Source organism: Pedobacter sp. A2324 (assembly GCF_059693705.1).
Map to the genome: position 1 here is coordinate 347719 of NZ_JCASSK010000002.1, position 25881 is coordinate 373599.

The window sequence follows — 25881 nt, forward strand, 5'->3', positions numbered from 1 at the left end:
AATGATGTTATTTTTACTACAAATCAAATTTAATCCCCTGTGCCAAGGGCAAAGTATCCGAATAATTGATGGTATTCGTTTGCCTGCGCATGTAGGCTTTCCAGGCATCCGATCCGCTTTCCCTACCGCCGCCTGTTTCTTTTTCACCACCAAAAGCCCCACCAATTTCGGCGCCTGATGTGCCGATGTTCACATTTGCAATACCACAATCAGAACCTGTAGCAGATAAGAATTGCTCGGCTTCCCTCAAATTCAAAGTCATAATTGCCGATGACAAACCCTGGGGCACGCCATTTTGTAGCGCAATCGCCTCTTCCAGTGTACCATATTTAATCAGGTAAAGAATAGGAGCGAAGGTTTCATGCTGCACAATTTTGTATTCATTCTTTACTTCAGCGATGCAAGGCCTCACATAACAGCCACTGGTATAATGATCACCTGTTAAAACGCCGCCCTCTACAATAAAATTACCACCTTCCACTTTACATTTCTGTATCGAATCAAGATAAGCTGCAACAGCATCCTGATCTATAAGTGGCCCCACGTGATTATGCTCATCAAGGGGGTTGCCGATACGTAACTGATCATAAGCTTTAACCAGCTTCTCTTTAAACGCGTCATACACACTTTCGTGAATAATCAACCTCCGGGTGGATGTACAACGTTGCCCGGCAGTACCTACGGCACCGAACACCGCACCTATCAAACTCATATCCAAATCCGCATGTTCAGAAATGATGATCGCATTATTACCACCTAATTCTAAAAGGCTTTTCCCCAGGCGTGCGCCCACTGTAGCAGCAACCTCTTTACCCATCCGGGTAGATCCTGTTGCCGAAATTAAAGGAATCCTGCTGTCATTTGTCATTAATTCACCAACTACCCGGTCACCTAAAATCAGGTTGCAAACGCCATCTGCTACATCATTTTGCTTAAAAACATCCGCAATAATGTGCTGACAGGCTATTGCGGTTAGCGGTGTTTTTTCTGATGGTTTCCAGATGCAAACATTGCCACAGACTAATGCCAGGGCAGCATTCCAGCTCCACACCGCCACAGGGAAATTGAATGCTGAAATGATACCTACAATCCCAAGCGGATGCCATTGCTCATACATCCTGTGGCCCGGCCTTTCGCTATGCATGGTTAAACCATAAAGCTGACGTGACAGTCCTACGGCAAAATCGCAGATATCTATCATCTCCTGAACTTCCCCAAGCCCTTCCTGAAGACTTTTACCCATCTCATAAGAAACCAGTGTTCCTAAAGCTTCTTTCTTCTGCCTCAATGCATCACCAAACTGGCGCACCACTTCACCTCTTTTCGGTGCAGGAACGGTTTTCCATTGAGCAAAAGCAGTTTTTGCTTTTTCTACAATGGTTTCATAGTCTCCAGGGCTGGCTACTTTGGCTGTAGCAATGAGTTTTCCATCAACAGGAGAGAAGCTTGCTAAACTTTCAGTGTTTAAATTGCCTCCCCAAACCTTTCCGGTACTGAAAGCGGCATTGTTGATTTCTATACCAAGCTCATTTAAAATAGACTGAATATCTGTATTCATATATCTAACGATTTACACAAAAAAACGAAAAATTAAAGTAAAGCAGCCTACATTTGAGTCTTTACTTTATCACAATTGTTAAAGGTTGTGACCTGGTAACTGCATTAAAATCATAAAAAATGAATAAAAAATCCCTCCGCATTAGCCTTTTCCTGGCTATTGCACTCCTCTCAAATGCCGTTTTTGCACAAGAACAATCACCGGAAAAGTCTGCCGGTCTTTCGCCTTACCGCGTCACAGCAACCAAGGTCAATGATTTGATACACACTAAACTCGATGTATCTTTTGATTATGCGAAACGATACTTATATGGTAAAGAATGGCTAACCTTAAAGCCTCATTTTTATGCTACCGATTCACTAACTCTCGATGCACAGGGAATGGACATCAAGACTGTAGCGTTGGTTGGCGCAAAAGGAAATACGCCTTTAAAGTATACCTATCATGATAATAAATTATTTGTAGTACTCAATAAGAAGTACACTAATGCGGAAAAGTATACCATTTACATTGCCTATACTGCCAAACCAGATGAGCTTAAGGTAAAGGGCAGCGCGGCAATAACCGATGCTAAAGGCCTTTATTTTATTAATCCAGACGGAACCGACCTTAACAAACCAACACAAATCTGGACACAGGGGGAAACAGAATCTTCTTCTGCCTGGTTCCCTACCATTGACAAGCCTGACCAAAAAACAACTCAGGAAATTTCAATTACTGTCCAGTCTAAATATACCACTCTTTCAAACGGTAAACTCATTACCCAAAAAGCAAATGCCAACGGTACCAGAACTGATACCTGGAAAATGGACCTACCACATTCGCCATATTTGTTTATGATGGCTGTTGGTGATTTCAAAATCACAAAAGATACTTACAAAGGCAAAGAAGTAAATTATTACCTCGAACCTAGATTCGCGCCTTATGCAAAGCAGATTTTCGGTAAAACTCCGGTTATGATGAAATTCTACAGCGATATCTTAGGTTTAGATTACCCCTGGAATAAGTACGCGCAGGTAGTTGCAAGGGACTACGTTTCTGGCGCAATGGAAAACACTACAGCTACTCTGCATGGAGAACATGTTCAAAAAACTGACCGTGAACTGTTGGATGGAAATGAAGAAGGAACGATAGCACACGAACTTTTTCATCAGTGGTTTGGTGATTACGTTACCGCAGAATCCTGGTCCAACCTTACCATGAATGAATCTTTTGCAACTTTTGGTGAAATCATCTGGCATGGATATGATGCCGGGAAAGATGCCGAAGACAAATCGAGATATGAAAAATTGCAGTCGTATATCAGTTCTACTAAAAACGGAGACAGTCCTGTTTTAGCCAGATTTCATTATGCCGATAAAGAAGACATGTTCGATAACGTGAGTTATGCAAAAGGTTCTGTTATTCTTTATGCCTTAAAAAATCAGCTTGGCGATGCAGCCTTTTATAAAGGCCTTAATAGATACCTCACAACCAATGCATTCAAAAATGGCGAAACCCATCAGCTAAGATTAGCCTTTGAAGACATTTCAGGCAGAGACTGGAGTCCTTATTTTAATCAATGGTATTATGCCGGTGGACACCCCATTTTAGCGGTAGACTACGGCTATAGCAATGGAAAAGCAACTATAAAAGTAAAACAAACGCAAGATGCAACTGTTCAAATCTTTACTTTACCTGTTAAGATCGACATCTATGCTAACGGGCAGAAAATCCGAAAAGAGATTCTGATTAATCAGCGTGAACAGGATTTTTCTTTTGAGGTAGCGGCCAAGCCAGCACTAATCGATTTCGATGTAGATAAAATTATTGTAGGCGAAATCAATGACAATAAAACGGCAGAAAACTATTATTTCCAGTATAAAAACGCACCTGCCTATGCCAACAGAATAGAGGCTTTACAATTCATTATGCAAAGCAAAGCCAAAAGCGGTCAGCAGGTTTTACTTGCCGGATTAAAAGATATCTCAGGCGATTTACGCGCATTGAGCATTGACGGTTTAAACCTTGAAGATGCGGAGATTAAAGCAGCCGCTTTACCCGTTCTACTGCAAATGGCCAAAGCTGATAAAGACACAGAAGTCAGATCAGCTGCAATATCCAAACTTGCTGAAACAGGAGATCAAGCGTACACCACGCTGATGAACGAGAGTATAAAAGACAGATCTTACAAAGTGATAGCGGCAGGGATTGCTGGTCTTTCGAAGCTGGCGCCAGAGCAAAGTTCAGCGACTTTGGCATCCTTGGATCAGGATACAAAAGATCATATTTCAAGCTCAATTGCAGCGTTATATGTTGCAGATCCGAAAGATGAGCATCAGGCGTTTTACACCGACATTATGAGTAAAGGCGATCGCAATAAAATCTTTGCGGTAATCGGTCAGTATTTCCAGTATTTACGTGCTAACAATAACCCTGCTGTTACTGAAAAAGGCATTGGGGATATCAGAAATGTTATTGAACGGTTAAAACTTCAAAGCTACCTGAACAAGCAACTTTCAGGTGCGTACTCAGCTGCAGCGCAAGGCAAATCACAGCAAGCATCATCTGCAAGCGGTACAGCAAAAACCAACTTAAATAAGCAGGTGGAGATATTTAATAAAGCTGCGGCAGAATTGAATAAAGAGTAAAAGGGTTTTTAAAATCAAAAAGGCCAACGATTAATCGTTGGCCTTTTTGATTTATATCAGCGCTATAATTTACCTTGCCGATTGATAGGTTAATGTATCAGTGGCGTATCTACTTGTCGGGCTTGTTCCCCATTTGAAAGAAAGGTAAAAAGTTTTAGTTGCAGGGTCATATCGATTATCATAAGCCGGATCATTCGTCAATGAAATGTTTGAAGTGCTTTTCATTGTTACCCTATTTGTATTAGGGTTAACACTAATGGTTAATCCGTCAATTCCTCCAACGCCGCCGCCTGTAGCCCAAACCTGAGAAAAATCTAAAGCATTTGCACCATTACTTACTAAATCTTTCGTTAAACCTTTGAAATTCCCTGTTAAACCATCAGTATCACCTTCCCTGAATACATAACCTTTGAAGCTATACTTACCATCGTATCTGTTTCTAACAGCTACCTTAATTACTACCGCTCCAAAGTTCTTACTGATGACTTCACCTGATGCATCGGTTATGCTTACCGGAAGGCCATAGCTAACTGCCGGATCAAGCAAAGTGCTCGAAATTTTAACCGGAACCTGTACCCTGCGTTGGTTAGCAGGAATAATGATGGTTGTTGGCATGGTAAATGCATTTGCCGGTACCATAGTCAATTGCTGGTCAGTATGACTTGCATTATATCTGGTTAATGTAGCAGCATTGGTTGATAATGTAACTTTAATGTCTGTTGACTTAGTGGTAGAGGCAGCATAGTTGATATAAAAAATGTAATCACTAGGGCTGTCCTGCTGGATAAGCGAAGTAGACAGTGAGTTTACACCACCATCACCAACCGGCGAACCAACGGGAATTTCTACTACAGGTGTTGTTCCTGAGAAGTCAGGCTGTTCATTTTTATTTTTTAAACACGACGATAGGGTTAATCCGCATAGTACAGCTAAAAAACCACCTAAAATATTTTTCGTTTTCATCTCTTTCTAATATTTTATTTAACATCCCAGAAAATTCTGGAAGTAAATTGATTAATGTTGCCTTCAGCAGCCACGTTTGCTGAATTGGTATTGTATTCTCTTTGAGGATAGAGCATTCGTACAGGAATTTTTCTGGTGGTAACCGTCGATGCAATAGAAATTGGCATATCTGCAGGGAGCTCCAAACGTCTGTAGTCTGTCCATGGTTCAATATCATTTGTACCATTCATTGCAGCCCATTTTTGTTTGATAATTAAAGCAATTTTATCTGTATTCGAAGACCATGTTGCAACCGCCTGATCGGTTAGATACGTTGTAGCTTCTGCTTGAGTTAATCCGAGATAGGCAAAGTTCGCCTTAACAGCTGATTCATAAAGAGTCTGTGCAGAACCCGAAATGTAACCTCTCTGAGCAGCTTCTGCCTGCAAAAATAAACTTTCAAAGTCAGTTAAAATCGGCTGATCCTGACTAAACGATTTCAGGACTCCTTTACCGATACTGGACACCGTAACGATTGTTTGGTCGAAATTAACTTCCTGCCCCCAAACAAGGCTAACGTAAGTACTACCTGCACCATCATTTACGGTATTATAAAACTTTCCTAATCTTGGATCATTGTTGTTTTTTAAGAAGTCCATTCCGTAAGTACTCGCCAGCATATAACCATGAGATGCTGTTCTGGTACCATCAACTCCGTACCCATAAACAGCCCAGAATGGGTTCTGCTTACCGGCTGTGTTTAAATATCCAGGATTATTGGCAATTCCTTCCCCCGAACCTATAAAACCAAAGCCATTTGCATTGATCTTTGCAATCTCATCTTTAATATATTGATCCCTACCAGGCATTTCAGATTGACGCAACAATATTCTTAGCTTTAATGTGTTAGCGAACTTACCCCATTTCTGAAGATTTCCTTTAGCATAAATATCAGCAGTGGCATCAGCAGGAGCAACTGTTGCACTTTTAAATAAATTAGCTGCAGTATCCAGTTGTTTGGCAAGATCTTCATAAATCGCCTGAGCCTTATCGTACTTTGGCGTTAAGAATAATACAGACTTCGATGCCTGAGTATATGGCACATTACCATAAAAATCTACCAGGTATTGGTAATCCCAGGCTTTCATGGTTTTTGCTATAGCGGTAAAGAAGTTTTGCCCTGTCGCTTTACTTTGAGTTTCAAGATAAGCGTAATCATTTAGGTTGTCATATAAATTTGACCATAGTACAGTAGATCCACTCCAATTTGTGGTAAAATTATACGAACGCTCCTCATACCACCCAGACACACCACCTGGTGTCATCCAATAGTTCATCCATAGTGCTGCAAAGCTGTAAAAAATTGAATTCCCTGTAGTATAAGCGGCTGTATTGTTCAACGCACCTGTTAAAACCAACGCTGGCTTAACAACAGTTGCACTGTTTGGGTTGTCATTTATATCTAAAAACCCTTTTTTGCAAGCACCAAGCACTAGCACTGATGCTGTTAGTATATATAAAAATATTTTTTTCATATCCATTTTAATTAAAAGCCAATAGTTGCGGTAAAACCATAGATACGTGTTGGTGGAGTCTGATTAAGATTGTTAACCCCTTGTGCATTTCCTGTACCAACATTTATTTCCGGATCGGTATAAATATTATCGCTAGGTCTGAACATAAAAAGATTTCTCCCTACCAAAGCGATGCTTGCATTTTTGATGAATGGTGCTTTGTTTCGTAACCACTGAGTAGGTACCTGATATGCCAGTGATAATTCCCTGATTTTCCAGAATGCGGCACTCATCACATAGTTAGCTGCAGTATTTGTACGAATTCCATCAGACCAGAAAGAGCCATTTCCTGAAATGGTAGTGGTGTTAGTATTTGGTATGTACACACCTGGCGAAGTTTGGATGACTGAGTTAGGATAAACAAAACGCTCACGTCCTGCCTCTCCTGATGTATAGCTAATTCCTGCAAAGTCAAGCGTACCTGCAAAACTGTTATAAAAGACATTACCACTTCTATACTCCGCAACGCCAGACAATGTGAAGTTTTTAAAGGTGATGCTGGTGTTGATTCCCAGTACATCGGTAGGATTCGTTTGACCAAAATCTTTGTTTACCGGATTTGTTAACGGCAATCCGGTATTCGGATCTACTATTATTCGTCCCTGAGGATCCGTTTGATAAGAACTGACCTGCAAAGAAGGGAAACTCTGTCCTACAACAATATAATTATTATCTCCAATGCTTAATTGATTTTGTCCTTGGTAAAGTTCCAGTACTTTATTGGTATTATATGAGTAATTAATACCAACGTTCCATCTAAAACCATTCGCCAAACCGATTACCGGAGCGGCATTCAGACTGAATTCGATACCTTTGTTTTCACCAACTCCGGTGTTAATTACCGCACTCGTATATCCGGTTGTGCCAGATAAATCAATACCATTGATAATTTCCTGATCTTTGGTCTTTTGCAAATATGCTGAGGTTTCGAGCGTTATGCGGTTATTTAAGAAACCTATATCTACCCCAATCTCTTTGGAAATTGTATTTTCGGGCTTTAAGTTGGGATCATATACCGAATTATCTATCGAATAACCGGCTGTACTACCATATGGAAAATTCCCTGCCGGACTAATGGTTGAAATCAATCGATAAGGATCAATTTGAACTGCGTATACTTTCGAGATACCTCCACGCAATTTTAAATTGCTAATAACTTTACTTTCCTTTAAAGCTGGAATAGCATCTGAAAGTGTAATTGCAGCATCTATTGCTGGATAAAAAAATGATCTGTTACTAACTGCCAACCTAGAATCCCAATCATTTCTTCCTGAAATGTGAATGGTAAAGTAGTCATTGTACGTGGCTGTTAAATCACCAAATACACCTAACTGCCGCGAGTTTCGTTCTGTTTCCGAGCCAACAATCTCTCCAGTACGATTATTGATATTAAATACATTATCTACAACCAGATTAGAGCCTGATTGAGACATATATTTATAGTTTTTCTGAATGATCTGAGCACCCCCGATTAATGTAAACTTAAATCGATTAAACGTTTTAGTAGCCGTTGCTAAAAAATCGCCTGTATATCTGCTTTCGAATTCATTGTAATCACCTACCGATGATTTGATATATTGGGTGGCGGCTGCAGCCTTTCCTGAATCATGTGCAAAGTCAGAATATGTATATGCGTAATTTTTATTTTTACCCTGCGTATTTTTGGTGCTTAAACCACCTCTTGCCATTAAGCTGATCCAGTCTACCGGCTTATAAGTGATTGATAGATTACCTAACAAATCATCCCGTCTTTCATTGTTGCGATACTGCTGAAGACCAAAATATGGGCTGGAATAATAGTCGTTGTAATAATTATTTGGATTGCCGTATAAAGAGTTCAGGTCACTGTACTCGCTAAGCGGAACATTTCCTGGGGTATTAATCACATTGTTATAAACCTGATTAGTACTCTTATCATAATTTCTCTGCGTATAATTAAATGAATAGTCGGCCAGAAACTTATTAATCTTACGAGTTCCATTAATACGAAACGCGGTTCTATTGGATTTATCACCCGGTACATAGCCTTTACTATTTACACGTTGCATGTTAATATAGGTTGTACCATTTTCATTACCACCTGAGTATGTAAGATCATTCTGCTCATCAATACCGGTTTCAAAAAAGTTTTCCTTTTCACCCTCCTTATAGCTATATGGAACCATCTGGTAAGTTCCATCCGGCAAAACCCGCCCTAAAGGCCTTAGGCTACCATCAAAACGATCGCCAAAAGTTTGATTCTCGAATGGGGTATATAAGCCAAATCCGTATGCGTCCTGGTCGGTACCACCTCCGAATTCCGTTTGCAGCTTTGGAAAATAGGATAAACGATTTAGTAAAGTGGAATTAGTATAAGTTACCGTTCCTCCGTCAGCAGATCCCCTCTTGGTACTTACGATGATAACACCATTAGAAGCATCTGAACCGTATAGTGCAGCTGCGTTAGCGCCTTTCAGAATATTCACATTATCGATATCATTCGGATTGATGGAGTTAAGCTGACTCAACGGAACGATGACCCCATCAAGTACCAGTAAAGCCTGGTTGTTACCCGTAAAAGATCGGTTACCTCTTAGCACCACCCTCACCTGGTCGCCAGCATCTATCTGGTTATTTGCCTGATTGATTTGCAAGCCGGCAACCTTTCCTGATAATCCGGTGGCAAGATTGGTTGGTCTGCTTGAGGTAAGAGCTTTCCCAGTTACTTGTTGTGTGGCATAACCAATTTCTTTTGGTTTACGTTTAATACCAAGGGCTGTTGCAATAGTAACCTCACCCAAACTCTTTGAATCCGAGGCCAGCTTGATGATCAACGTAGATTGATCGCTGAACGTAACTTCCTGAGCCAAATAGCCGAGATAGCTGAATTGTAACACCTCATTTGAATTGACAGTGATGGTGAATTTTCCATCTGACCCAGTTAGTGTGCCTTTTTTGGTGTCTTTAATTTTCACGTTCACGCCCGGTAGTGGCAATCCATCACTGGAGTCAACCACTCTTCCCGTAATATTTTTACTCTGGGCACTCACATTGAGAATCCCATAAAATAAAAACATGAACAGACTTAGTACAAGTTTTTTCATTTCTTAGTTTATTTTAGTTAATAATAACGCGAATTACTTGTTTTTTTACCTATTAATCAAAGAAAAAAATACTTTATTTTAAAAATCAGTAAAATAGATTTAAAGAATCACTAAAATGTTTTAGCAAAGAGATATTTTGATTACATTTACCAGAATAAAAACAAAAAGTAGCCTTTATTTTTCAACCCTTCATCAAGGTACTTTTATCATTTTATTCAAAACCCTGGTCGTGAAAAAAATTGCTTGCCTGTTAACAATATTTTCAATGTTTTCTTTAGCCCGCGCGCAGAACGTAACGGTTGGCCCAAGTGCGAAACCACTCAGAACATCTATCGCAAACGTGTCGGCAGAAGGATCGCCGTACTTTAACGATAAATACTCAGAAAGTATGCTAAAAACAAACAGCAATCGGGACCTGAAAGTAGATAAGCTCAGATACAACCTTCTTGCACAACAGCTGGAATACACCGATGCTAAGGATGTTACATATGCGATACAAGACTCGGTATTTTCATTCAGTATTACAGATACCGCCGGAATGAAACATATTTTTTCTAAAAGAGAAAATGACCCTTCGAAAGGTTATTTCGAATTACTTTTTAAAGACAACACATCACTATACAGAGCGGCAACTGCAAAGCAAGAGCTGACAGAAGACTTCTACACCAAAAAGAAGATCAATAGAATTGTTCAGCAAAACATGTATTTCATCAGCTCAGGCAAGAACTTCAACAAAGTTAACCCTTCGAAAAAAGGAATTCTTGAAGCCTTTCCAGATAAGAAAAATGAGCTTAAATTTTTTATCACTCAGGAGCAGTTGGATCTAAAAACTCAAGGAGACTTTATTTCAATAACGAAATACTACAATTCCCTTAAATAAAATGCCGTAGGCATTAACTTTCTATTTCAAACCCAAAGTTTTCATTTTAACGAAATTAATCAAAACAGAAGGCCTTAGATCTTCAGGTAGCTCTTTCGATGTCCTTTTTTTCATGACCCACTCATTACCATACTCCAATATATTTATCTTATTTTTGTAAAAGTAGGGAGGAAGGAACCGCGATGTTGAAAAAACAACAGATTATCTAAACACGATAATCACACCCAATAAGCTTTATTTTCAGTCATTTACATTGTTTTTAACAATTGATGTTAATAATTATTTGTAAAATCAACAATTTAAATTATTAAACTTATAATGTGTTTATCTGATACTGGCACGGCTCTTTAATAGGTTATAGATATGGAAGAAGAATTCTTTTTTGAATCCAACGAAGACGCACAACGTTCTGTAGAACGTTATGAAGAAATGCTTCGTAATCAGGATCAGTATTTTTTTGATGCTGGTGCATTCGAATACATCGTAGATTTTTACATCGAGAAAAATGATCCTGTTAAGGCATTACAGGTGGTTGATTTTGCAATCAATCAGCACCCATATGCAACAGTGTTTTTAATTAAACAAGCACACTTATATATTCTCACCAACAATCACGAACAGGCATTTATTTCCCTGCAAAAAGCAGAGTTACTGGAATCATCAGAGCCCGACATCTATTTGTTAAGGGGAAATATTTACCAGAATACCGAACGCTTTAGTGAGGCACTGGAGAATTACGAAAAGGCCCTTGGCCTGGCTGAAAGCACTGATGAAATTCTTTTGCAGATGGCTTATGTATATCAAAGCATGGGCGATTATGAGAATGCCATCAACTATATTAAACAGAGCCTGGAGCAAAACATGGAAAACCAGGATGGCTTATATGAATTGGCATTCTGTTATGATGTGCTGGATAAACAGGAAGAAAGCATTAAATTCTATCAGCAGTATATCGACACCGATCCTTATTCTTATGCTGCCTGGTATAACCTGGGTAACAGCTTTCACAAATTAAATCTTTTTGAGAAAGCCATTGATGCTTATGATTATGCTATTCTGATTAAGGAGGATTTCAGTTCGGCTTATTTCAATAAAGGCAATGCGTTGGTGCAGTTAGATAAATATGACGAGGCTATTGAAGTTTATAAACAAACATTTGAATATGAGCAACCAAATGCCGATACCTACTGTGCCATAGGCGAATGCTGCGAGAAACTGGAAAAAATGGACGAGGCCCGTTCATACTATAAAAAGTCAGTAAAAATGGATCCGAAGATGGCTGATGCCTGGTTTGGAATAGGGGTTACCCTAAACCATGAGGAGCGTTATTTCGAATCCTTACATTTTTATAAAAAAGCAATTGATTTAGAAGCAGAGAATGCTGATTTCTGGTTTGCAATGGCTGATGCCTACTACAAGCTGGGCCAGATTGAAGAATCTATAGCGGCATATGAGAAGGTTCTCGAATATAATCCGCTGGATGTTGAAGCCTGGCTGGATTTCAGCACCGTACTTTACGAGCAGGGAAAATTATTAGAGGCTTCAGAAACGATGGCCGAAGCGATCAAAAATAATCCTGAAGCTGCCGAACTCTACTACCGCATGGTAGCCTATCTGTTTGCATTGGGAAGCTATGCCGATGCATTGGGTTATCTGGAAACCGCACTAACAACAGATCCTGAGAAACATTATATTTTATTTGAATACCTGCCTCAACTACAGGATAACAGCGCCATTATCAGCGTTATAAACCGATATATTCGGTAACAGTCTTGTGAGAAAAATTTAACTAATAAATCTGAAATTTTTTTTCACTTTTGTACACATATGAATTACCCATTATTAAACGTTCCTGAACGTCCATCAAAACCGCGCCAGAAAGGCTTAACAATGGTTATGGATAAGGGATTAAGCCTACGCCAGGTGGAAGATTTTATTGAAGTAGCTGGCGTACATACCGATATCGTAAAATTAGGTTGGGCAACATCGCATGTTACCCCGAATCTTAAAGAAAAATTAGCTTTATATAAAAGTGCGGGCATTCCTACCTACTTTGGTGGAACTTTGTTTGAAGCATTTATCATCCGTGATCAATTCACAGATTATCAACGTATTTTAGACCAATATGGAATGGAATATGCCGAAGTTTCTGATGGTTCTATTGAAATTGAACATGATAAAAAATGCGGTTTCATAAGCGAACTATCAAAACAGGTTACGGTTATTTCTGAAGTAGGAAGCAAAGACGCAGCAAAAATATTTGCCCCTTATAAGTGGATAAAATTAATGCAGGCAGAAATTGAAGCAGGTTCCTGGAAAGTAATTGCCGAAGCGCGTGAAGGCGGAAATGTGGGTATATACCGTGGAAGCGGTGAGGTACGCGAAGGTTTGGTTGATGAGATATTGACTCAAATTCCTGAGGAAACCATTATCTGGGAAGCACCACAAAAAGAACAACAGGTTTGGTTTATCAAATTAATTGGAACCAATGTAAACTTAGGAAATATTGCGCCAGCTGAAGTAATTCCACTGGAAACCATTCGCTTAGGACTTAGAGGAGATACCTTTGATTATTTCCTTAATAAAACTAAATAATTACAAATTCTTTTGGCAAGGCAAAATTAATCTTTCTTATCAGACAGATTAGTTTTGCCTTGTTTAATATGATAAGAATATGAAAACATACGGACTAATCGGATATCCTTTATCACATTCTTTCTCCAAAAAATACTTCACAGAAAAATTTCTTAATGAAGGGATTGGTGATCATCATTACGAACTTTTCCCTATTGAAGATATTAAATCTCTACCTGATTTACTAAATGCAAATTCAACATTGTGTGGATTGAACGTGACCATTCCACATAAGGTAAATGTGCTTTGTTATTTGAATGAGGTTGATGAGGCAGCAGATCAGATAGGAGCCGTAAATTGCATTTCCATTAAATCATTCGACGGAGAAAACTATTTAAAAGGATACAATACCGATGCTTTTGGCTTTGAAGAGTCGCTTAAACCATTGCTGGCAGACCACCATCAAAAGGCGTTGGTGTTTGGAGATGGCGGAGCAGCCAAAGCGGTAAAGTATGTACTGAAAAAATTGAATATCACCTACCAGATTGTGGTGCGAAAAGCCACTCCAGGTGCGATATTGTATAAAGAGATTACGCCCGAAATTTTAGCCTCGCATAAGCTGCTAATTAATACCACGCCTTTGGGCATGTCGCCAAATATTGATACTTATCCTGAAATAGATTACAGCTTAATCGATTCGAGCTACCTGGCTTATGATTTGGTGTACAATCCTTTAGAAACAGCCTTTTTGGCAAAGGCCGCTGCACAGGGTGCCCAAATCAAAAACGGTTTAGAAATGTTATATCAACAGGCAGAGAAAGCCTGGGCCATCTGGAATAAATAATGATGCTGGTGATCAATCATTGAAAAGCGGGTCAATCAAATCAGGTATTTAATGCTATGAAAATAAAACAGATAATCTTTTTACCGTTTGCACTACTGCTGGGTTTTTCGGCCTGTCGGAATAATGATTATAGTCCAAAACCAAAGGCTTATTACAGAATTGAATTTCCGGAAAAATCATATCAGGCACTAAAGGCACCTGTGCCCTTCTCATTTTCTTACCCTGCTTACGCTTCAGTTGAACAAGATAAAAGCCGCGACGCACAAAATAACTGGTATAATTTACACTTTAAGCAGTTTAATGGTTATCTACATTTAACCTATTATGATGTTTCCGGGAAAGAAGCCTTCAATGAAATGGTGGAAGATGCAAGGAAACTAGCTTTCAAGCATACCATTAAAGCAAGTGCAATCGATCAGAAACTGATTAATTATCCAGAGAAAAGGGTTTATGGAGTGTATTACGCGATAGAAGGAAATACTGCATCATCCGTACAGTTTTTCTTAACCGATAGTGTGAAACATTATTTCAGGGGTGCACTTTATTTTAATGAACGCCCGCAGTATGATTCCATAGCACCCGTGATAAAATTTATAAAAACTGATATCGATACACTTATTTCAACATTTAGGTGGAAAAACTAAAGAACTATGATTACCGTAAAAACATTCACATTTAACGCGTACAGTGAAAACACATACCTGCTTTTCGATGAAACCAGGGAATGTGTAATCATCGACCCCGGGATGTATGATGCCTCGGAGCAGAACGAAATTGCTTCGTTTATAAAATCAAATGAATTAACACCGGTATTGCTTCTAAATACACACTGCCACCTGGACCACGTGTTTGGCAATAAGTTTATTTTTGATACTTACGGACTAAAGCCTCAGTTTAACGAGGGAGAATTACCAATTATCAGTGCAATCCCGGGTTATGCACCCTCAATGGGATTTACCCGCTATGAGCTTTCACCTTTACCAGATGTTTTTCTTCCTCAATCAGGTACAGTATCATTCGGCAATAGTACGCTGGATTTGATTTTCGCACCGGGACATTCTCCTGCTCACCTGTGTTTTTATAACAAAGAAGATCATATCCTGATGGGGGGCGATGTATTATTTTATGGCAGCATTGGCCGAACCGACCTTCCCGGCGGGAACCATCAGCAACTTATCGAAAACATTTCAACCAAACTTTTTGTATTACCAGAAGAAACCAAAGTTTACCCTGGCCACGGTCCGGCAACAACTATTGAGTTTGAAAAAAAACACAATCCTTTCTTTTAGCGAAAAGTGAGTTAGGGCAGGTTGCATTTTCCATCTTACATGATACATCTTACATTTTAACTATCTTTACCAGCGTGAATGCGTCGTTCTATATTGCCAAAAGGTATTTGTTCGCAAAGAAGTCTACAAATGCCATCAATCTGATATCAGGCATATCAATGGTTGGCGTTATGGTTGGAAGCGCCGCACTAATTATTATACTTTCGGTTTTTAACGGACTGGAAACGGTGGTTTTGGGAATGTTTGATACCGTTACCTCACAAATCCAGATTACGCCTGCAAAAGGCAAAACCTTTGACCCCAACACTACTTATTTCAATTCCCTCAGAAAAAACAAAGCTGTTTACGCTTTCGCTGAAGTACTGCAGGAAAATGCCCTGTTAAAATACAATAACAAGCAGGCCGTAGGTATGGTGAAAGGCGTAAGTGATGCTTATTTAAAAAATCCAAAACTAGACAGTACGATTAGAGAAGGAAAGTTTGTATTAAAAAGCAAGAGCGGCAATCACGCAGTGATCGGTAATGGCCTGCAAAGTTATCTGGCGATTAATACTTTCGACCCCTTCACCGAACTGGAATTATACTCCCCAAAGAAAACGATTGCTGTGAATTCTATCAATCCGACTGAAGATTTCAATTTAAAGAGCATACCTGTTAGCGGTGTTTTCGAAGTGCAGGAAGAGTTTGACAATGGCATCATTGTGCCGCTCGAATTTGCCCGTGAATTACTTGATGAGCCTGTAAATGTTTCATCACTCGAAATCAATCTTAATCAGGGAGTAGACGTTGATGATTTCAAAAGTGAAATTGCCAGTAAACTTGGTGATACTTTTTCAGTGAAAAACCGGGCTGAACAAAATAGTTCTCTGCATCATATTTTCAATTCGGAAAAAAGCATGGTTTATATCATCCTTACCTTTATTCTGATCATTGCCATTTTTAACGTTGTGGGCTCATTAACGATGCTGGTAATTGATAAAGTAAAGGACATTGCCATCCTCAGTAGCCTGGGCGCAGGAAGAAAATTAATTAAACGTATTTTCCTGATTGAAGGCATGATGATTACGATGTCGGGCTGCGTGCTGGGTTTAATCATTGGTGTAATATTTTATTACGTCCAACATACCTTCGGCATCATAAAAATGGGAGAGGGTTCAATGCTGAATTCCTATCCGATAGGATTGAAATGGAAAGATTTTGTATTAGTTTTCATAACAGTTGGTATTTTCTCATTTTTGGCATCTGCTTTGTCATCTAATTTAAGTGTAAAGAAGATCGATCAGATAAATCAAACTATATAGCATGAAGTTTTTTAAGCAAGCAATAGTATTCGTTGTGCTCCTTGGCGTAGCCGTTACAGCTTGTAATAGGGATAATAAAGCCGAGGGTGATAAAACGAATGTAAAAATGGTTAAGGGCTTGTATACCTTTGGCCCGGAAATGAAATCCTTTACACTTTGTGAGGACGGACGTGAATACTGGGTTACCGATAGTGTTAAAAACCTTGAACTGCAATACAACAACCTTGGCTTCGAAAAACCTTATGAACCAGTTTACGTTGAATTAGAAGGCTATTTTACAAAATCTGATACCGCTACCGTTTCCCAGGACTTTGATTCTACACTGGTTGTAACCAAAGTGGTAAAAATCAGTAAAGAAATCCCCGACGGATCCTGTTCTCAATAAGATAGAAATTTCCAATATATAAAAGGCGGCATCTGGATTACAGATTGCCGCCTTTTTCGTTTTGCAACCGCAGCATTTTTGTTCCATTCCAGCCCAATACTGATAGTTTATTTACAGGGGCTCAACAGGGAATCGAGAGGGGGTTAACAGGCATTTGCCCCTACTAACCCCCTGTTAACCCCCTATTAAGCCCCTGCCAAGCCCCTGTCAATCTAAGCCCGTTACAGAAAACGGGTATAAATAAAAAAGCTCCTTGACATAACATCAAGGAGCTCAGTATTGTACTAAAGAAATCTACTGTGCAGGGAAGCTGAAATTGTAAGTTCCTTGCTCACCAATACCAGAAATATTGATCATATTGTTTCTGCCCATTGGCAATGCCTTCTGCACATCTGCAACAGAGCTTACCGGCTGTCCGTTAACTTTCGTAATAATTAATCCCTTTTCTACACCAATGTTATCGAAAGCTTTACCAGTAACAACTGAAGTCACTACAACCCCACTATTAATTCCATACTTAGATTTCTGGGCTTGCGTAGCAGGAGCAAACGTTGCGCCCAACTTAGAAACCTCAACACTTTTCGCAGCAGTATTAGTTGCGGTTAAACCAACACTTGATTCACCTTTTAAGGTTACGGTAATGTCTTTTAATGAACCATCTCTCAATACGCTTAATTTCACTTTATCACCTGGATTTAGGCGGCCAATTTTCTCCTGTAAATCAGGTGAGTCGTTAATGACTACTCCCTCTACTTTTTTAATGATATCGCCTGGTTTAATACCAGCTGCAGCAGCACCGCCACCAGCAACTACATCACTCACGTATAAGCCGCTCACCTCGTTTGTCTTGATATTATCTGGTTTTTCCTCTGCACTAAGCGGGAAGAAGTTAACACCAATATAACCACGTTTAACAGAGCCATATTTCATAAAATCATCAACAATTTTACGGGCAAGGTTAACCGGTATAGCAAAACCATAACCCTGGTTATAACCACTTTGAGACGCGATAGCTGAATTGATACCTACCAGTTCGCCACTTGCGTTTACCAATGCGCCACCACTGTTTCCAGGATTAATGGCAGCATCTGTCTGGATAAAAGATTCGATACTGGTGTTCGCCGGTGCCTGTGGTCTTTTACCTGTACGCTGATATTCACGGTATTCCTGCTCAGTCATCTCATTCCCACGTTGTTCCTGACCAATAATACCTATGCTCCGGTTTTTCGCGCTTACAATACCCGCAGTAACAGTTGTATTTAAATCTAACGGGAAACCTACTGCCAGTACCCATTCACCAACCTGAACATTATCAGAGTTACCCATTTTTACTACCGGCAATCCTGTAGCGTTTACTTTGATCAAGGCTAAATCTGTATTAGGGTCACGACCAATTACCTTGGCTTCTACTTTTCTTCTGTCGGTTAACACTACTTCCACTTTCGAAGCATTTTCTACTACGTGATTATTCGTTACGATATATCCATCCTGGCTGATAATGACACCCGATCCGGATGCCGCCCTTGGCTGACGTTGTGCCTGACGGCCACCGCCTCCGAAGAAATCATCGAACATATCAAAAGGAGATGAACTGCGTTCATTACCACCACTTTTTGCTTCATAAGTAGTTTTGATGTGCACTACGCCCGGCGCAACCGCAGCTGCTGCCTGCGTAAAATCTGCAGTACCCGCAGATGAAACCTTTAACGGGTTATTGGCAAAGTACAAATTCTGCTTTTCAGAAATTGTACTGCCTGTTTGGTTGCGCTCAAATAGCTTATAACCCCCAACCGCTGCTACCCCACCTATAAAGGCAGCTAATACGGTAACTCCTAATATTTTTTTCATGTGTTTGTATATTGTTTTTTAATAGTCATGAAGCCATTAAAACCTATTGATTGGTTAGACTCTAGTAACTTCACTTGTTTGATAATGTTAATTTAAAAACCTGATCTGTTATAAACTAATTTGCTAGCTAATGGTTTGCCTATAATCGATTTCGGTCAATTTGCTTAAGCACCTGGTCACTTTGATTTAAGCAGGATGCTCAGGCAGTTTTTATCTGCTCAAATTTTCTTTCGTAAGTTTATTCAAATTTAATACCATATAAACGATATTTGCATCTTCAAAGCGCTTTAAACCTTGTTAAAAAATGTTAAATTACAAAACATCAGGGGCCGAAGAAATATTGCAACTCAAATATTGCATAAAATAATGAAGATTAAATGAAAATCAATTTTTTAAAATATCAGGGTGCGGGTAACGATTTTATTTTGATTGATCACACTGCAGGACCACTAAAAAACATTGATAATGAACTGGTTGAAAAACTATGTCACCGACGTTTTGGTGTGGGCGCAGATGGGCTCATGTTTCTGACCAAACATCCTGATTATGATTTTGAGATGCACTACTTTAATGCTGATGGAAAATTAGGTAGTATGTGTGGAAACGGTGGCCGCTGCATTGTGGCCTTTGCTAAGCACCTGGGCATCATTGGCAAAGAGACTAACTTTTTGGCAGTAGACGGTCCTCATTATGCCAGAATTTCAGAATCGGGAGATTGGGTTGACCTTCAGATGATTGATGTGGATTCCATCACAAATGATGGCGAGGCTTTCGTACTGAACACAGGCTCTCCTCATTATGTTGCCATACAGGATAACCTAAGCAGTTTTGATGTTTTTAATGCCGGAAAAAGCATCCGCTATAATACCAACTATAACGAAAAGGGAATTAATGTAAATTTCGTTGAAGATAATGGCGACCATTTATTTGTGCGTACTTACGAACGTGGCGTTGAAGATGAAACCTATGCCTGTGGCACTGGTGTTACCGCTGTTGCAATGGCAATGGCGAAATACAAAAACCAGACAGGCCATATTACAACTGCGATCAAAGTATTGGGCGGCGACATTAAAATAGAATTCGATTACGACGGACATAAATTTACCAATGTATTTTTATGCGGTCCGGCAAAATTAGTATTTGAAGGCGAGGTTGAATAACCTGGCCTTTAAGTATCCCGTTGTAACAAAGCCAGCCATTCGATATCTTAACTAAAAGCAAAACATGAACTTTTTAGGCAATATCATCTGGATTATTTTTGGCGGTATATTTATTTTTTTCGAATATATTATTGGCGGATTAATTTTATGCCTCACTATTGTTGGCATACCCTTTGGCATTCAATGTTTTAAATTTGCGATAGTTGGCCTTGCGCCTTTTGGCGTCAAAATTAAAGATACATCTTCTAACACCGGCTGCCTGTCAACCATTATGAACCTGATCTGGATTCTCTGTGGAGGATTCTGGATTGCACTGACACATCTTTTCTTTGGGATATTACTTTGTATCACCATCGTAGGTATCCCGTTCGGACGTCAGCATTTCAAGCTCATGAATCTGGCGTTTACACCCTTTGGAAAATCCATTTCCTGAAAACTATAACTGACTATAAAGCGTAAGAACTATTTTATCAGGCCTATTTTTTTTGAATGACTGATGGCTTCCTCACTACTGTTAAACAAACAGGTTTCCACACCCTTAAGCTCAATTTTGTCTAAAGCGGACCTTGCATCTATGAACTTTTCAGGCCTGATGTTCCTGATGTAGACCGCAGCTATATTTTGTGGATATTTTTCTACGATAGCCGCATATATAGTAGGATCCTGCTGAGAATTGTCGCCAAAGAAAACAAATTTTTGATTCGGGAAAGCATCAAGTATCCTCATAACCCTAAGTAACTTGCCCTCGTGTCCGGTTCTACCTGTAGCTATTAAATCCTTCCATCTTTTTAATGTGTTCAGTAAAAAAGCCCCATCTGGCAGTTTATGGAAATGAAATGTTTCAATTAAATAATCATAAAGGTTCCATTCGCTGCTGCTGACATAAAAAAAAGGGTTGGGCTGATCCTCCTGCGTATGTGATAAAGCAAGCTGCCGGTAATGTTCTGCAACATTCGGAAACGTTTTTCGTGTATGTGGATTTTTGATAAAAAGTTCTCTTAACCTCCTGGCAATGGTAGCCGAGTGAGAAATCATCACGGTATCATCCACATCAGAAATAAAAGCATACTGTGTGATATGAGGAACATACACTTTCCCTTCACCTGCACTTAACACATTTCCGGCCTCATCCACCGCCTCAACTTTTACAAAATGCCATCCCGCTTTCACATCTTCAGTAGCTTCCCATTCAAACCTGAAAAAACCGTCTTGTTCTGTACGGTTATAAATGGTTTGATCAAAAAACTGCAATCTTACATTTACAAATGGATAGGGCTTCAGGATGAAAAGCTTTAACAGGTGTAGAATATTAACAAATATTTTGTTGCTGTAAATCTGCCGGCTTTTCGCCCTGCGTTTGAAAACATGCCCATAAACTACCAGATTATGCTTGTGTCCGTATCCATGATAAACTTTTACACTTGCAGATTTATTCATTGTTGTAAAACAGTGTTTGTTAAAACTTGTTTGTGTTGTAAATCATTAAGGTAAAAATATGAAACTTCAATTCATCATCAATCCAGGTTCAGGAAGTCACGATATTGACCTTAAAGAGGCAATCACTTCGCATTTTGCGAACAGAGAAGCAGATGTAGTGATTTATGAACTACCGGATAATTGTTCGCTTGCAAAAATTAAAGAACAAATTGAATCTGTTCAGGCAGACAGGGTGATTGCGGTTGGAGGTGACGGTACTTTGAAACTGGTTGCGAGTTGTTTATTAAAATCACAAACACCCATTGGGATTATCCCTGCAGGCTCGGCAAATGGTATGGCCAAAGAACTTGGTATCCCAACAGATATCAGTGAGGCACTGAGCCTGATTGAGCATGGAACTGCCAAACAAATCCACGTGATTAAGATTGATGATGAGATCTGCATCCATCTGGCAGACCTGGGATTTAATGCTTATCTGGTTAAAAAATTCGATGCGCTGCCGGAAAGGGGGATGTGGGGTTATGCTAAAGCTACCTGGCATGCGCTCTGGAACCATAAAAGGATGGAAGTGGAGCTTTCGCTGAAAGGCGAGAAAATAAAGTCAAAGGCCGCAATGGTGGCCATTGCCAACGCCACCATGTATGGAACAGGCCTCAAAATAAATCCAGATGGAAAACTTGATGATGAGCTGTTTGAAATTATCCTGGTGAAAGATTATTCCTATCTGGAGATTATAAAGATATGGTTAACCAGACTGCCTTTTAATCCTAAAAAGATTGAAGTATTTCAAACAGCATCAGTAAAAATATTTTCAAAACATCAGGTTCACTTTCAGGTAGACGGAGAATATATCGGGAGGGTAAATGAAGTAAGTGCGGAAGTGATACCACGTGCGATATCAGTAATTGTTCCTTAATTGATCGCGGTGAGTCTGGATCGTGAAGTATAGTCTGAAAAACTCTGCGACAAAGCATACTTTGAGCAGAATATAAAACCATTTTTCACTTAAACTAACCTGAAACAACTCAGGGAGGTAAGTGAGAAACCCGATAGAAAATACCCATACGATTAATCTGAATGGGAACTGCACATAATAGGTAATAAAACCAAAGCGCTTATATTGAAAGAGTCCTGCAGCAGAAACAAATAATGATAAAAACAGTGGGATTAATAACGCTACCTTAATTTGAGAGAGCAGCTGATCTGGAATTTGATTTAAGTGAGTGACCATACTCCAGAATTGCGTGGCCAATAATATAATGCTGATTACATCCAGCAATGCAAAAAGTCTGCTTGTATTTCTCATTAAGCGATGTATTTAAACCTACTTGCAATATTTAACCAGGTATTCATCTGCTAGTTTGCTCCCCATGTATTTAACAAACAAAAAGTCTTCACACGCGCCTTGTTTATCGCCCTGCTTCATTTTTTTCATTCCGCTATCGATACGCGATTTGAGGTAATCATCATCTATACCCAACTGATTTTTGATGGAGATAATCTGCGCCTCCTGACCTGGTTTGGCCTGATCTATATTTTTATAAAAGTTGATTACGGAATTGGTCAACCCTTCTTCAGCCTGGTAGTTGCGTATGGCTTCCTGAATATCTGAACTGGATTTACCTTCGCAGTTGTAACCCGAAAGCCTGAAATTAACAGGTACCACAACAGAAGCAGTTGTATCGTAACCTGCAGGAACCTGCCATTTTCCACTGCTCATTCTCACAAGCCTAAGGGCTTCCTCATCCAGCTCACTCAGTATTCCTTTGCTCACTTTCGAAGAATACACCCTTCCTTTTTCATCTAGTTTAAAACTGATATTTACGGTGCCCTGAATACAGTTATCTTTTGAAAAGCCGGGATAGATCATCTTGTCTCTCAAAAAAGTAGCGAAGCCGGTTTTGCCAGATTTAAACTGCAGCTGGGCCATGCTGGCACCACTATAGAGCAGCAGGCAAAGGATAATCAACTTTCTCATCATACTAATTTACGCTTTATCAGGCAATAAAAGTTGATTGCAGAATAATATTCGGATCAGGGCAGTTGGCCAGATATTTCTCCCGTTCGCTATACTTGCATACACCAGGATAATCACCTTTAAGGCCTTCCATATCCTGAATGACTTGAAAATGCAGATGCGGAGGCCAGTAGCCGTTTTCTTCTTTTACCCCTAAAGTGGCAAAAGGAGTGGCTGCCGGAATGAACTTTCCTGCAGTTAGTCCGTCCAGGGAACTGAGACTCAAATGTCCGTGAAGCACGTTAAATTGAATGCCTTCGATATCGTAGGTCAGAATAATCGTAGCACCATAGTCGCCGAAATGGTTATTATTGGCAAAACTATGCACAGTGGCATCAAAAAAATTATAAACCGTAGTGCCTGCCGGCGCCCATATATCAACCCCTAAATGCAATCTCCTGGGCTCTTCGCCAGTATCAAAATGAGCACTTCGGGAATAAATGGTTCTATGCTCATCATAGCCACCAATTCCATAGCGGGCATCACGGGTGGCAAGTTTTTGATTTACCCAGGCAGAAAATAATGCAGTATCATCTAAAATCTCATTGGTCAGCTCGGTATTAGCGGCTGTGAAATCCATCTGAAGTATCCGGTCTTTCGAAGTGTCGAAATCTATAACAGGCTGAATTAACAGTCTGTTAGACTCAATGATCTGTTCAAAAGATGGCTTCGAAAAGTTGGACATACTTACTGCGATACTGCTTAGAATTATTCTTCGTCTTCGTCTTTTTGTCTGGGCTCTTTGGCAATCTTTTCGAAAAGATGATCCATGCGTTCTACATATTCGTTGGTATCATCAACAAAAAATGTTAACTCGGGCACTACCCGTACCTGGTGACGGATTCTGCTGCCCAGCTTATATCTGATTTCACCAGCATGTGCATTCACAGTGTTGATTGAAAGCGTAGTATTATTGGTATTAAAAAAGCTTAGATAAACCTTTGCCACAGCTAAATCCGGCGATACGCGAACGCGGGTAATGGTTACCAGTGTATTTGGTAAAAATGCAGCACCCTCACGCTGAAAAACCTGTGCTAACTCCTCTTGCAGTACCCCTGCAAATTTCTGCTGACGTTTACTTTCCATATTCTAATATAACAAATTACTATCATACGGGTATCTCGCTACGTGCGCAGCTTTGATTTTATCGTACAACAGTGTTTTAAATTCTTCAATATTTTCTTTTTCTATTGCCGAAATAAAGAGAACAGGCACCTTATCGTGACTCATCCAGCTGCGCTTAAAATCCTCGAGTGTTAGTTTTCCATCATCCTCTTCGTTGTCAACTTCAGGAGATACATATGCATCTATTTTATTAAATACCAGGATGGTATCTTTATCTACAGCGCCAAGATCTTTTAAAGTTTCATTAACGGTATTAATCTGGTCTTCGAAATTGGGATGCGAAACGTCCACAATATGGATCAATAAATCCGCCTCACGAACCTCATCCAGGGTAGATTTAAAACATTCTACCAGATGGTGAGGAAGTTTGCGGATGAAACCCACCGTGTCAGACAGCAAAAAGGGCAGATTTTCAATCACCACCTTCCTCACTGTAGTATCCAATGTGGCAAATAACTTATTTTCTGCAAAAACTTCAGATTTGGAAAGCATATTCATGATGGTTGATTTTCCTACGTTAGTATAACCAACCAACGCTACACGAATAAGTTGCCCTCGGTTTTTGCGCTGGGTTTCATTCTGCCTGTCAATATTCCTCAGGCGTTCTTTTAGCAGTGATATTTTATTTAGAATAATACGCCTGTCACTTTCAATTTGCGTTTCCCCTGGCCCACGCATACCAATCCCCCCTTTTTGTCGCTCAAGGTGAGTCCACATCCCCGTTAAACGAGGCAAAACGTATTGTAATTGGGCGAGCTCAACCTGTGTTTTTGCCTGTGCGGTTTGTGCCCTGCTGGCAAAGATATCGAGGATTAAATTGCTTCTATCGAGTACCTTTACACCGAGTTCACGGTCAATATTTCTCAATTGTGAAGGCGAGAGCTCATCATCAAACACAACGGTATCAATCTCTTCCGACTTAACATAAGCTTTAATTTCTTCCAGTTTTCCTGTACCTACGAAAGTTGCCCGTTCAGGTTTAAGCATTTTTTGAGTAAAAACCTTCTCCACTTTTCCTCCGGCTGTATCAACTAAAAAGGCAAGCTCATCTAAATATTCTTTAGTCTGCTCTTCTTTTTCACCGGGTGTTACCACGCCAACTAATATCGCCCGCTCCTGCTTGATAGCAGTATCATAAAATTTCTTTTTTCCCATGTAATTATACAAATATACGAAAATTGATCAGCTGTAAATTAGCGAACGAAAAACGCAGATCAACAAACCTTGCCGGTTT

At 39.7% G+C, this 25881-nt stretch carries 23 protein-coding genes; 12 read left to right on the top strand and 11 right to left on the bottom strand.

Annotated features, from left to right (window positions below; translation table 11 throughout):
* Positions 1–16: 16 nt before the first annotated feature.
* On the bottom strand, positions 17–1558 hold the full coding sequence (amaB, locus tag AC570I_RS06535; RefSeq protein WP_497404837.1) for an L-piperidine-6-carboxylate dehydrogenase: 1542 nt from the start codon (positions 1556–1558) through the stop codon (positions 17–19).
* Between the two features lie 119 nt (positions 1559–1677).
* On the opposite strand from amaB, the gene AC570I_RS06540 reads away from it, so the two are divergent.
* Entirely contained in the window at positions 1678–4188 is a 2511-nt protein-coding gene (locus AC570I_RS06540; RefSeq protein WP_497404838.1) for a M1 family aminopeptidase, read from the top strand.
* 69 nt (positions 4189–4257) lie between these two features.
* On the opposite strand, the gene AC570I_RS06545 is transcribed toward AC570I_RS06540, so the two are convergent.
* Genes AC570I_RS06545 through AC570I_RS06555 form a run of 3 tightly spaced genes read right to left on the bottom strand, consistent with a single transcriptional unit; the run spans position 4258 to position 9787 of the window.
* Positions 4258–5151 (bottom strand): DUF1735 domain-containing protein, encoded by an 894-nt coding sequence (locus tag AC570I_RS06545; protein WP_497404839.1) that lies wholly within the window; start codon positions 5149–5151, stop codon positions 4258–4260.
* A gap of 14 nt (positions 5152–5165) precedes the next feature.
* Positions 5166–6665: a SusD/RagB family nutrient-binding outer membrane lipoprotein gene (locus AC570I_RS06550; RefSeq protein WP_497404840.1), complete on the bottom strand. Its 1500-nt coding sequence runs from the start codon at positions 6663–6665 to the stop codon at positions 5166–5168.
* Positions 6666–6676: 11 nt separating this feature from the next.
* Positions 6677–9787 (bottom strand): SusC/RagA family TonB-linked outer membrane protein, encoded by a 3111-nt coding sequence (locus tag AC570I_RS06555; protein ID WP_497404841.1) that lies wholly within the window; start codon positions 9785–9787, stop codon positions 6677–6679.
* A 265-nt stretch (positions 9788–10052) separates the two neighbouring features.
* Between AC570I_RS06555 and AC570I_RS06560 the strand changes: the two genes are divergently transcribed.
* The 8 genes from AC570I_RS06560 to AC570I_RS06595 all read left to right on the top strand — a co-directional run bounded on the left by AC570I_RS06560 (position 10053) and on the right by AC570I_RS06595 (position 17060).
* Complete coding sequence (locus AC570I_RS06560) at positions 10053–10667, top strand: hypothetical protein (protein ID WP_497404842.1); 615 nt, start codon at positions 10053–10055, stop codon at positions 10665–10667.
* Positions 10668–11030: 363 nt separating this feature from the next.
* A complete protein-coding gene (locus AC570I_RS06565) occupies positions 11031–12434 on the top strand; it encodes a tetratricopeptide repeat protein (protein WP_497404843.1) in 1404 nt (467 codons plus the stop codon).
* 60 nt (positions 12435–12494) lie between these two features.
* The gene (locus tag AC570I_RS06570) at positions 12495–13262 is read left to right on the top strand and encodes a phosphosulfolactate synthase (RefSeq protein ID WP_497404844.1); all 768 of its coding nucleotides are present in this window, start codon (positions 12495–12497) and stop codon (positions 13260–13262) included.
* Between the two features lie 79 nt (positions 13263–13341).
* On the top strand, positions 13342–14085 hold the full coding sequence (locus AC570I_RS06575) for a shikimate dehydrogenase family protein (RefSeq protein ID WP_497404845.1): 744 nt from the start codon (positions 13342–13344) through the stop codon (positions 14083–14085).
* A gap of 56 nt (positions 14086–14141) precedes the next feature.
* A complete protein-coding gene (gldD, locus tag AC570I_RS06580) occupies positions 14142–14729 on the top strand; it encodes a gliding motility lipoprotein GldD (RefSeq protein ID WP_497404846.1) in 588 nt (195 codons plus the stop codon).
* A 6-nt stretch (positions 14730–14735) separates the two neighbouring features.
* Positions 14736–15374, top strand: coding sequence for an MBL fold metallo-hydrolase (locus AC570I_RS06585; RefSeq protein ID WP_497404847.1), 639 nt, complete (start codon positions 14736–14738; stop codon positions 15372–15374).
* Between the two features lie 74 nt (positions 15375–15448).
* On the top strand, positions 15449–16675 hold the full coding sequence (locus AC570I_RS06590; RefSeq protein ID WP_497404848.1) for an ABC transporter permease: 1227 nt from the start codon (positions 15449–15451) through the stop codon (positions 16673–16675).
* A 1-nt stretch (position 16676) separates the two neighbouring features.
* Positions 16677–17060, top strand: coding sequence for a hypothetical protein (locus AC570I_RS06595; protein WP_316798822.1), 384 nt, complete (start codon positions 16677–16679; stop codon positions 17058–17060).
* Positions 17061–17354: 294 nt separating this feature from the next.
* Here the strand turns inward: AC570I_RS06595 and AC570I_RS06600 are convergent, their stop codons facing one another.
* Complete coding sequence (locus tag AC570I_RS06600; protein WP_047800069.1) at positions 17355–18908, bottom strand: trypsin-like peptidase domain-containing protein; 1554 nt, start codon at positions 18906–18908, stop codon at positions 17355–17357.
* Positions 18909–19285: 377 nt separating this feature from the next.
* On the opposite strand from AC570I_RS06600, the gene dapF reads away from it, so the two are divergent.
* Entirely contained in the window at positions 19286–20068 is a 783-nt protein-coding gene (dapF, locus tag AC570I_RS06605; RefSeq protein WP_047800068.1) for a diaminopimelate epimerase, read from the top strand.
* A 64-nt stretch (positions 20069–20132) separates the two neighbouring features.
* A complete protein-coding gene (locus AC570I_RS06610) occupies positions 20133–20501 on the top strand; it encodes a YccF domain-containing protein (RefSeq protein ID WP_047800067.1) in 369 nt (122 codons plus the stop codon).
* Between the two features lie 29 nt (positions 20502–20530).
* On the opposite strand, the gene AC570I_RS06615 is transcribed toward AC570I_RS06610, so the two are convergent.
* Positions 20531–21505 carry an App1 family protein phosphatidate phosphatase gene (locus AC570I_RS06615; protein ID WP_497404849.1) on the bottom strand — a complete coding sequence of 325 codons (975 nt, stop codon included), beginning with the start codon at positions 21503–21505 and terminating at the stop codon, positions 20531–20533.
* A 58-nt stretch (positions 21506–21563) separates the two neighbouring features.
* On the opposite strand from AC570I_RS06615, the gene AC570I_RS06620 reads away from it, so the two are divergent.
* Entirely contained in the window at positions 21564–22421 is an 858-nt protein-coding gene (locus AC570I_RS06620; RefSeq protein ID WP_047800065.1) for a diacylglycerol/lipid kinase family protein, read from the top strand.
* Here AC570I_RS06620 and AC570I_RS06625 read toward each other — a convergent pair.
* From AC570I_RS06625 to hflX, 5 genes are read right to left on the bottom strand one after another with little or no spacing between them, the layout of a single operon-like run.
* Positions 22404–22811, bottom strand: a complete 408-nt coding sequence (locus tag AC570I_RS06625; RefSeq protein ID WP_047800064.1) for a hypothetical protein — start codon at positions 22809–22811, stop codon at positions 22404–22406. The two genes, AC570I_RS06620 and AC570I_RS06625, sit on opposite strands and share 18 nt — an antisense overlap.
* Before the next feature lie 18 nt (positions 22812–22829).
* Positions 22830–23486, bottom strand: coding sequence for an energy transducer TonB (locus tag AC570I_RS06630; protein WP_231582688.1), 657 nt, complete (start codon positions 23484–23486; stop codon positions 22830–22832).
* Between the two features lie 16 nt (positions 23487–23502).
* Positions 23503–24207 (bottom strand): peptidoglycan DD-metalloendopeptidase family protein, encoded by a 705-nt coding sequence (locus tag AC570I_RS06635; RefSeq protein ID WP_497404850.1) that lies wholly within the window; start codon positions 24205–24207, stop codon positions 23503–23505.
* Positions 24208–24230: 23 nt separating this feature from the next.
* The gene (rbfA, locus tag AC570I_RS06640) at positions 24231–24608 is read right to left on the bottom strand and encodes a 30S ribosome-binding factor RbfA (protein WP_047800062.1); all 378 of its coding nucleotides are present in this window, start codon (positions 24606–24608) and stop codon (positions 24231–24233) included.
* Between the two features lie 3 nt (positions 24609–24611).
* Positions 24612–25802 (bottom strand): GTPase HflX, encoded by a 1191-nt coding sequence (gene hflX / locus AC570I_RS06645; RefSeq protein WP_497404851.1) that lies wholly within the window; start codon positions 25800–25802, stop codon positions 24612–24614.
* Between the last annotated feature and the right edge of the window lie 79 nt (positions 25803–25881).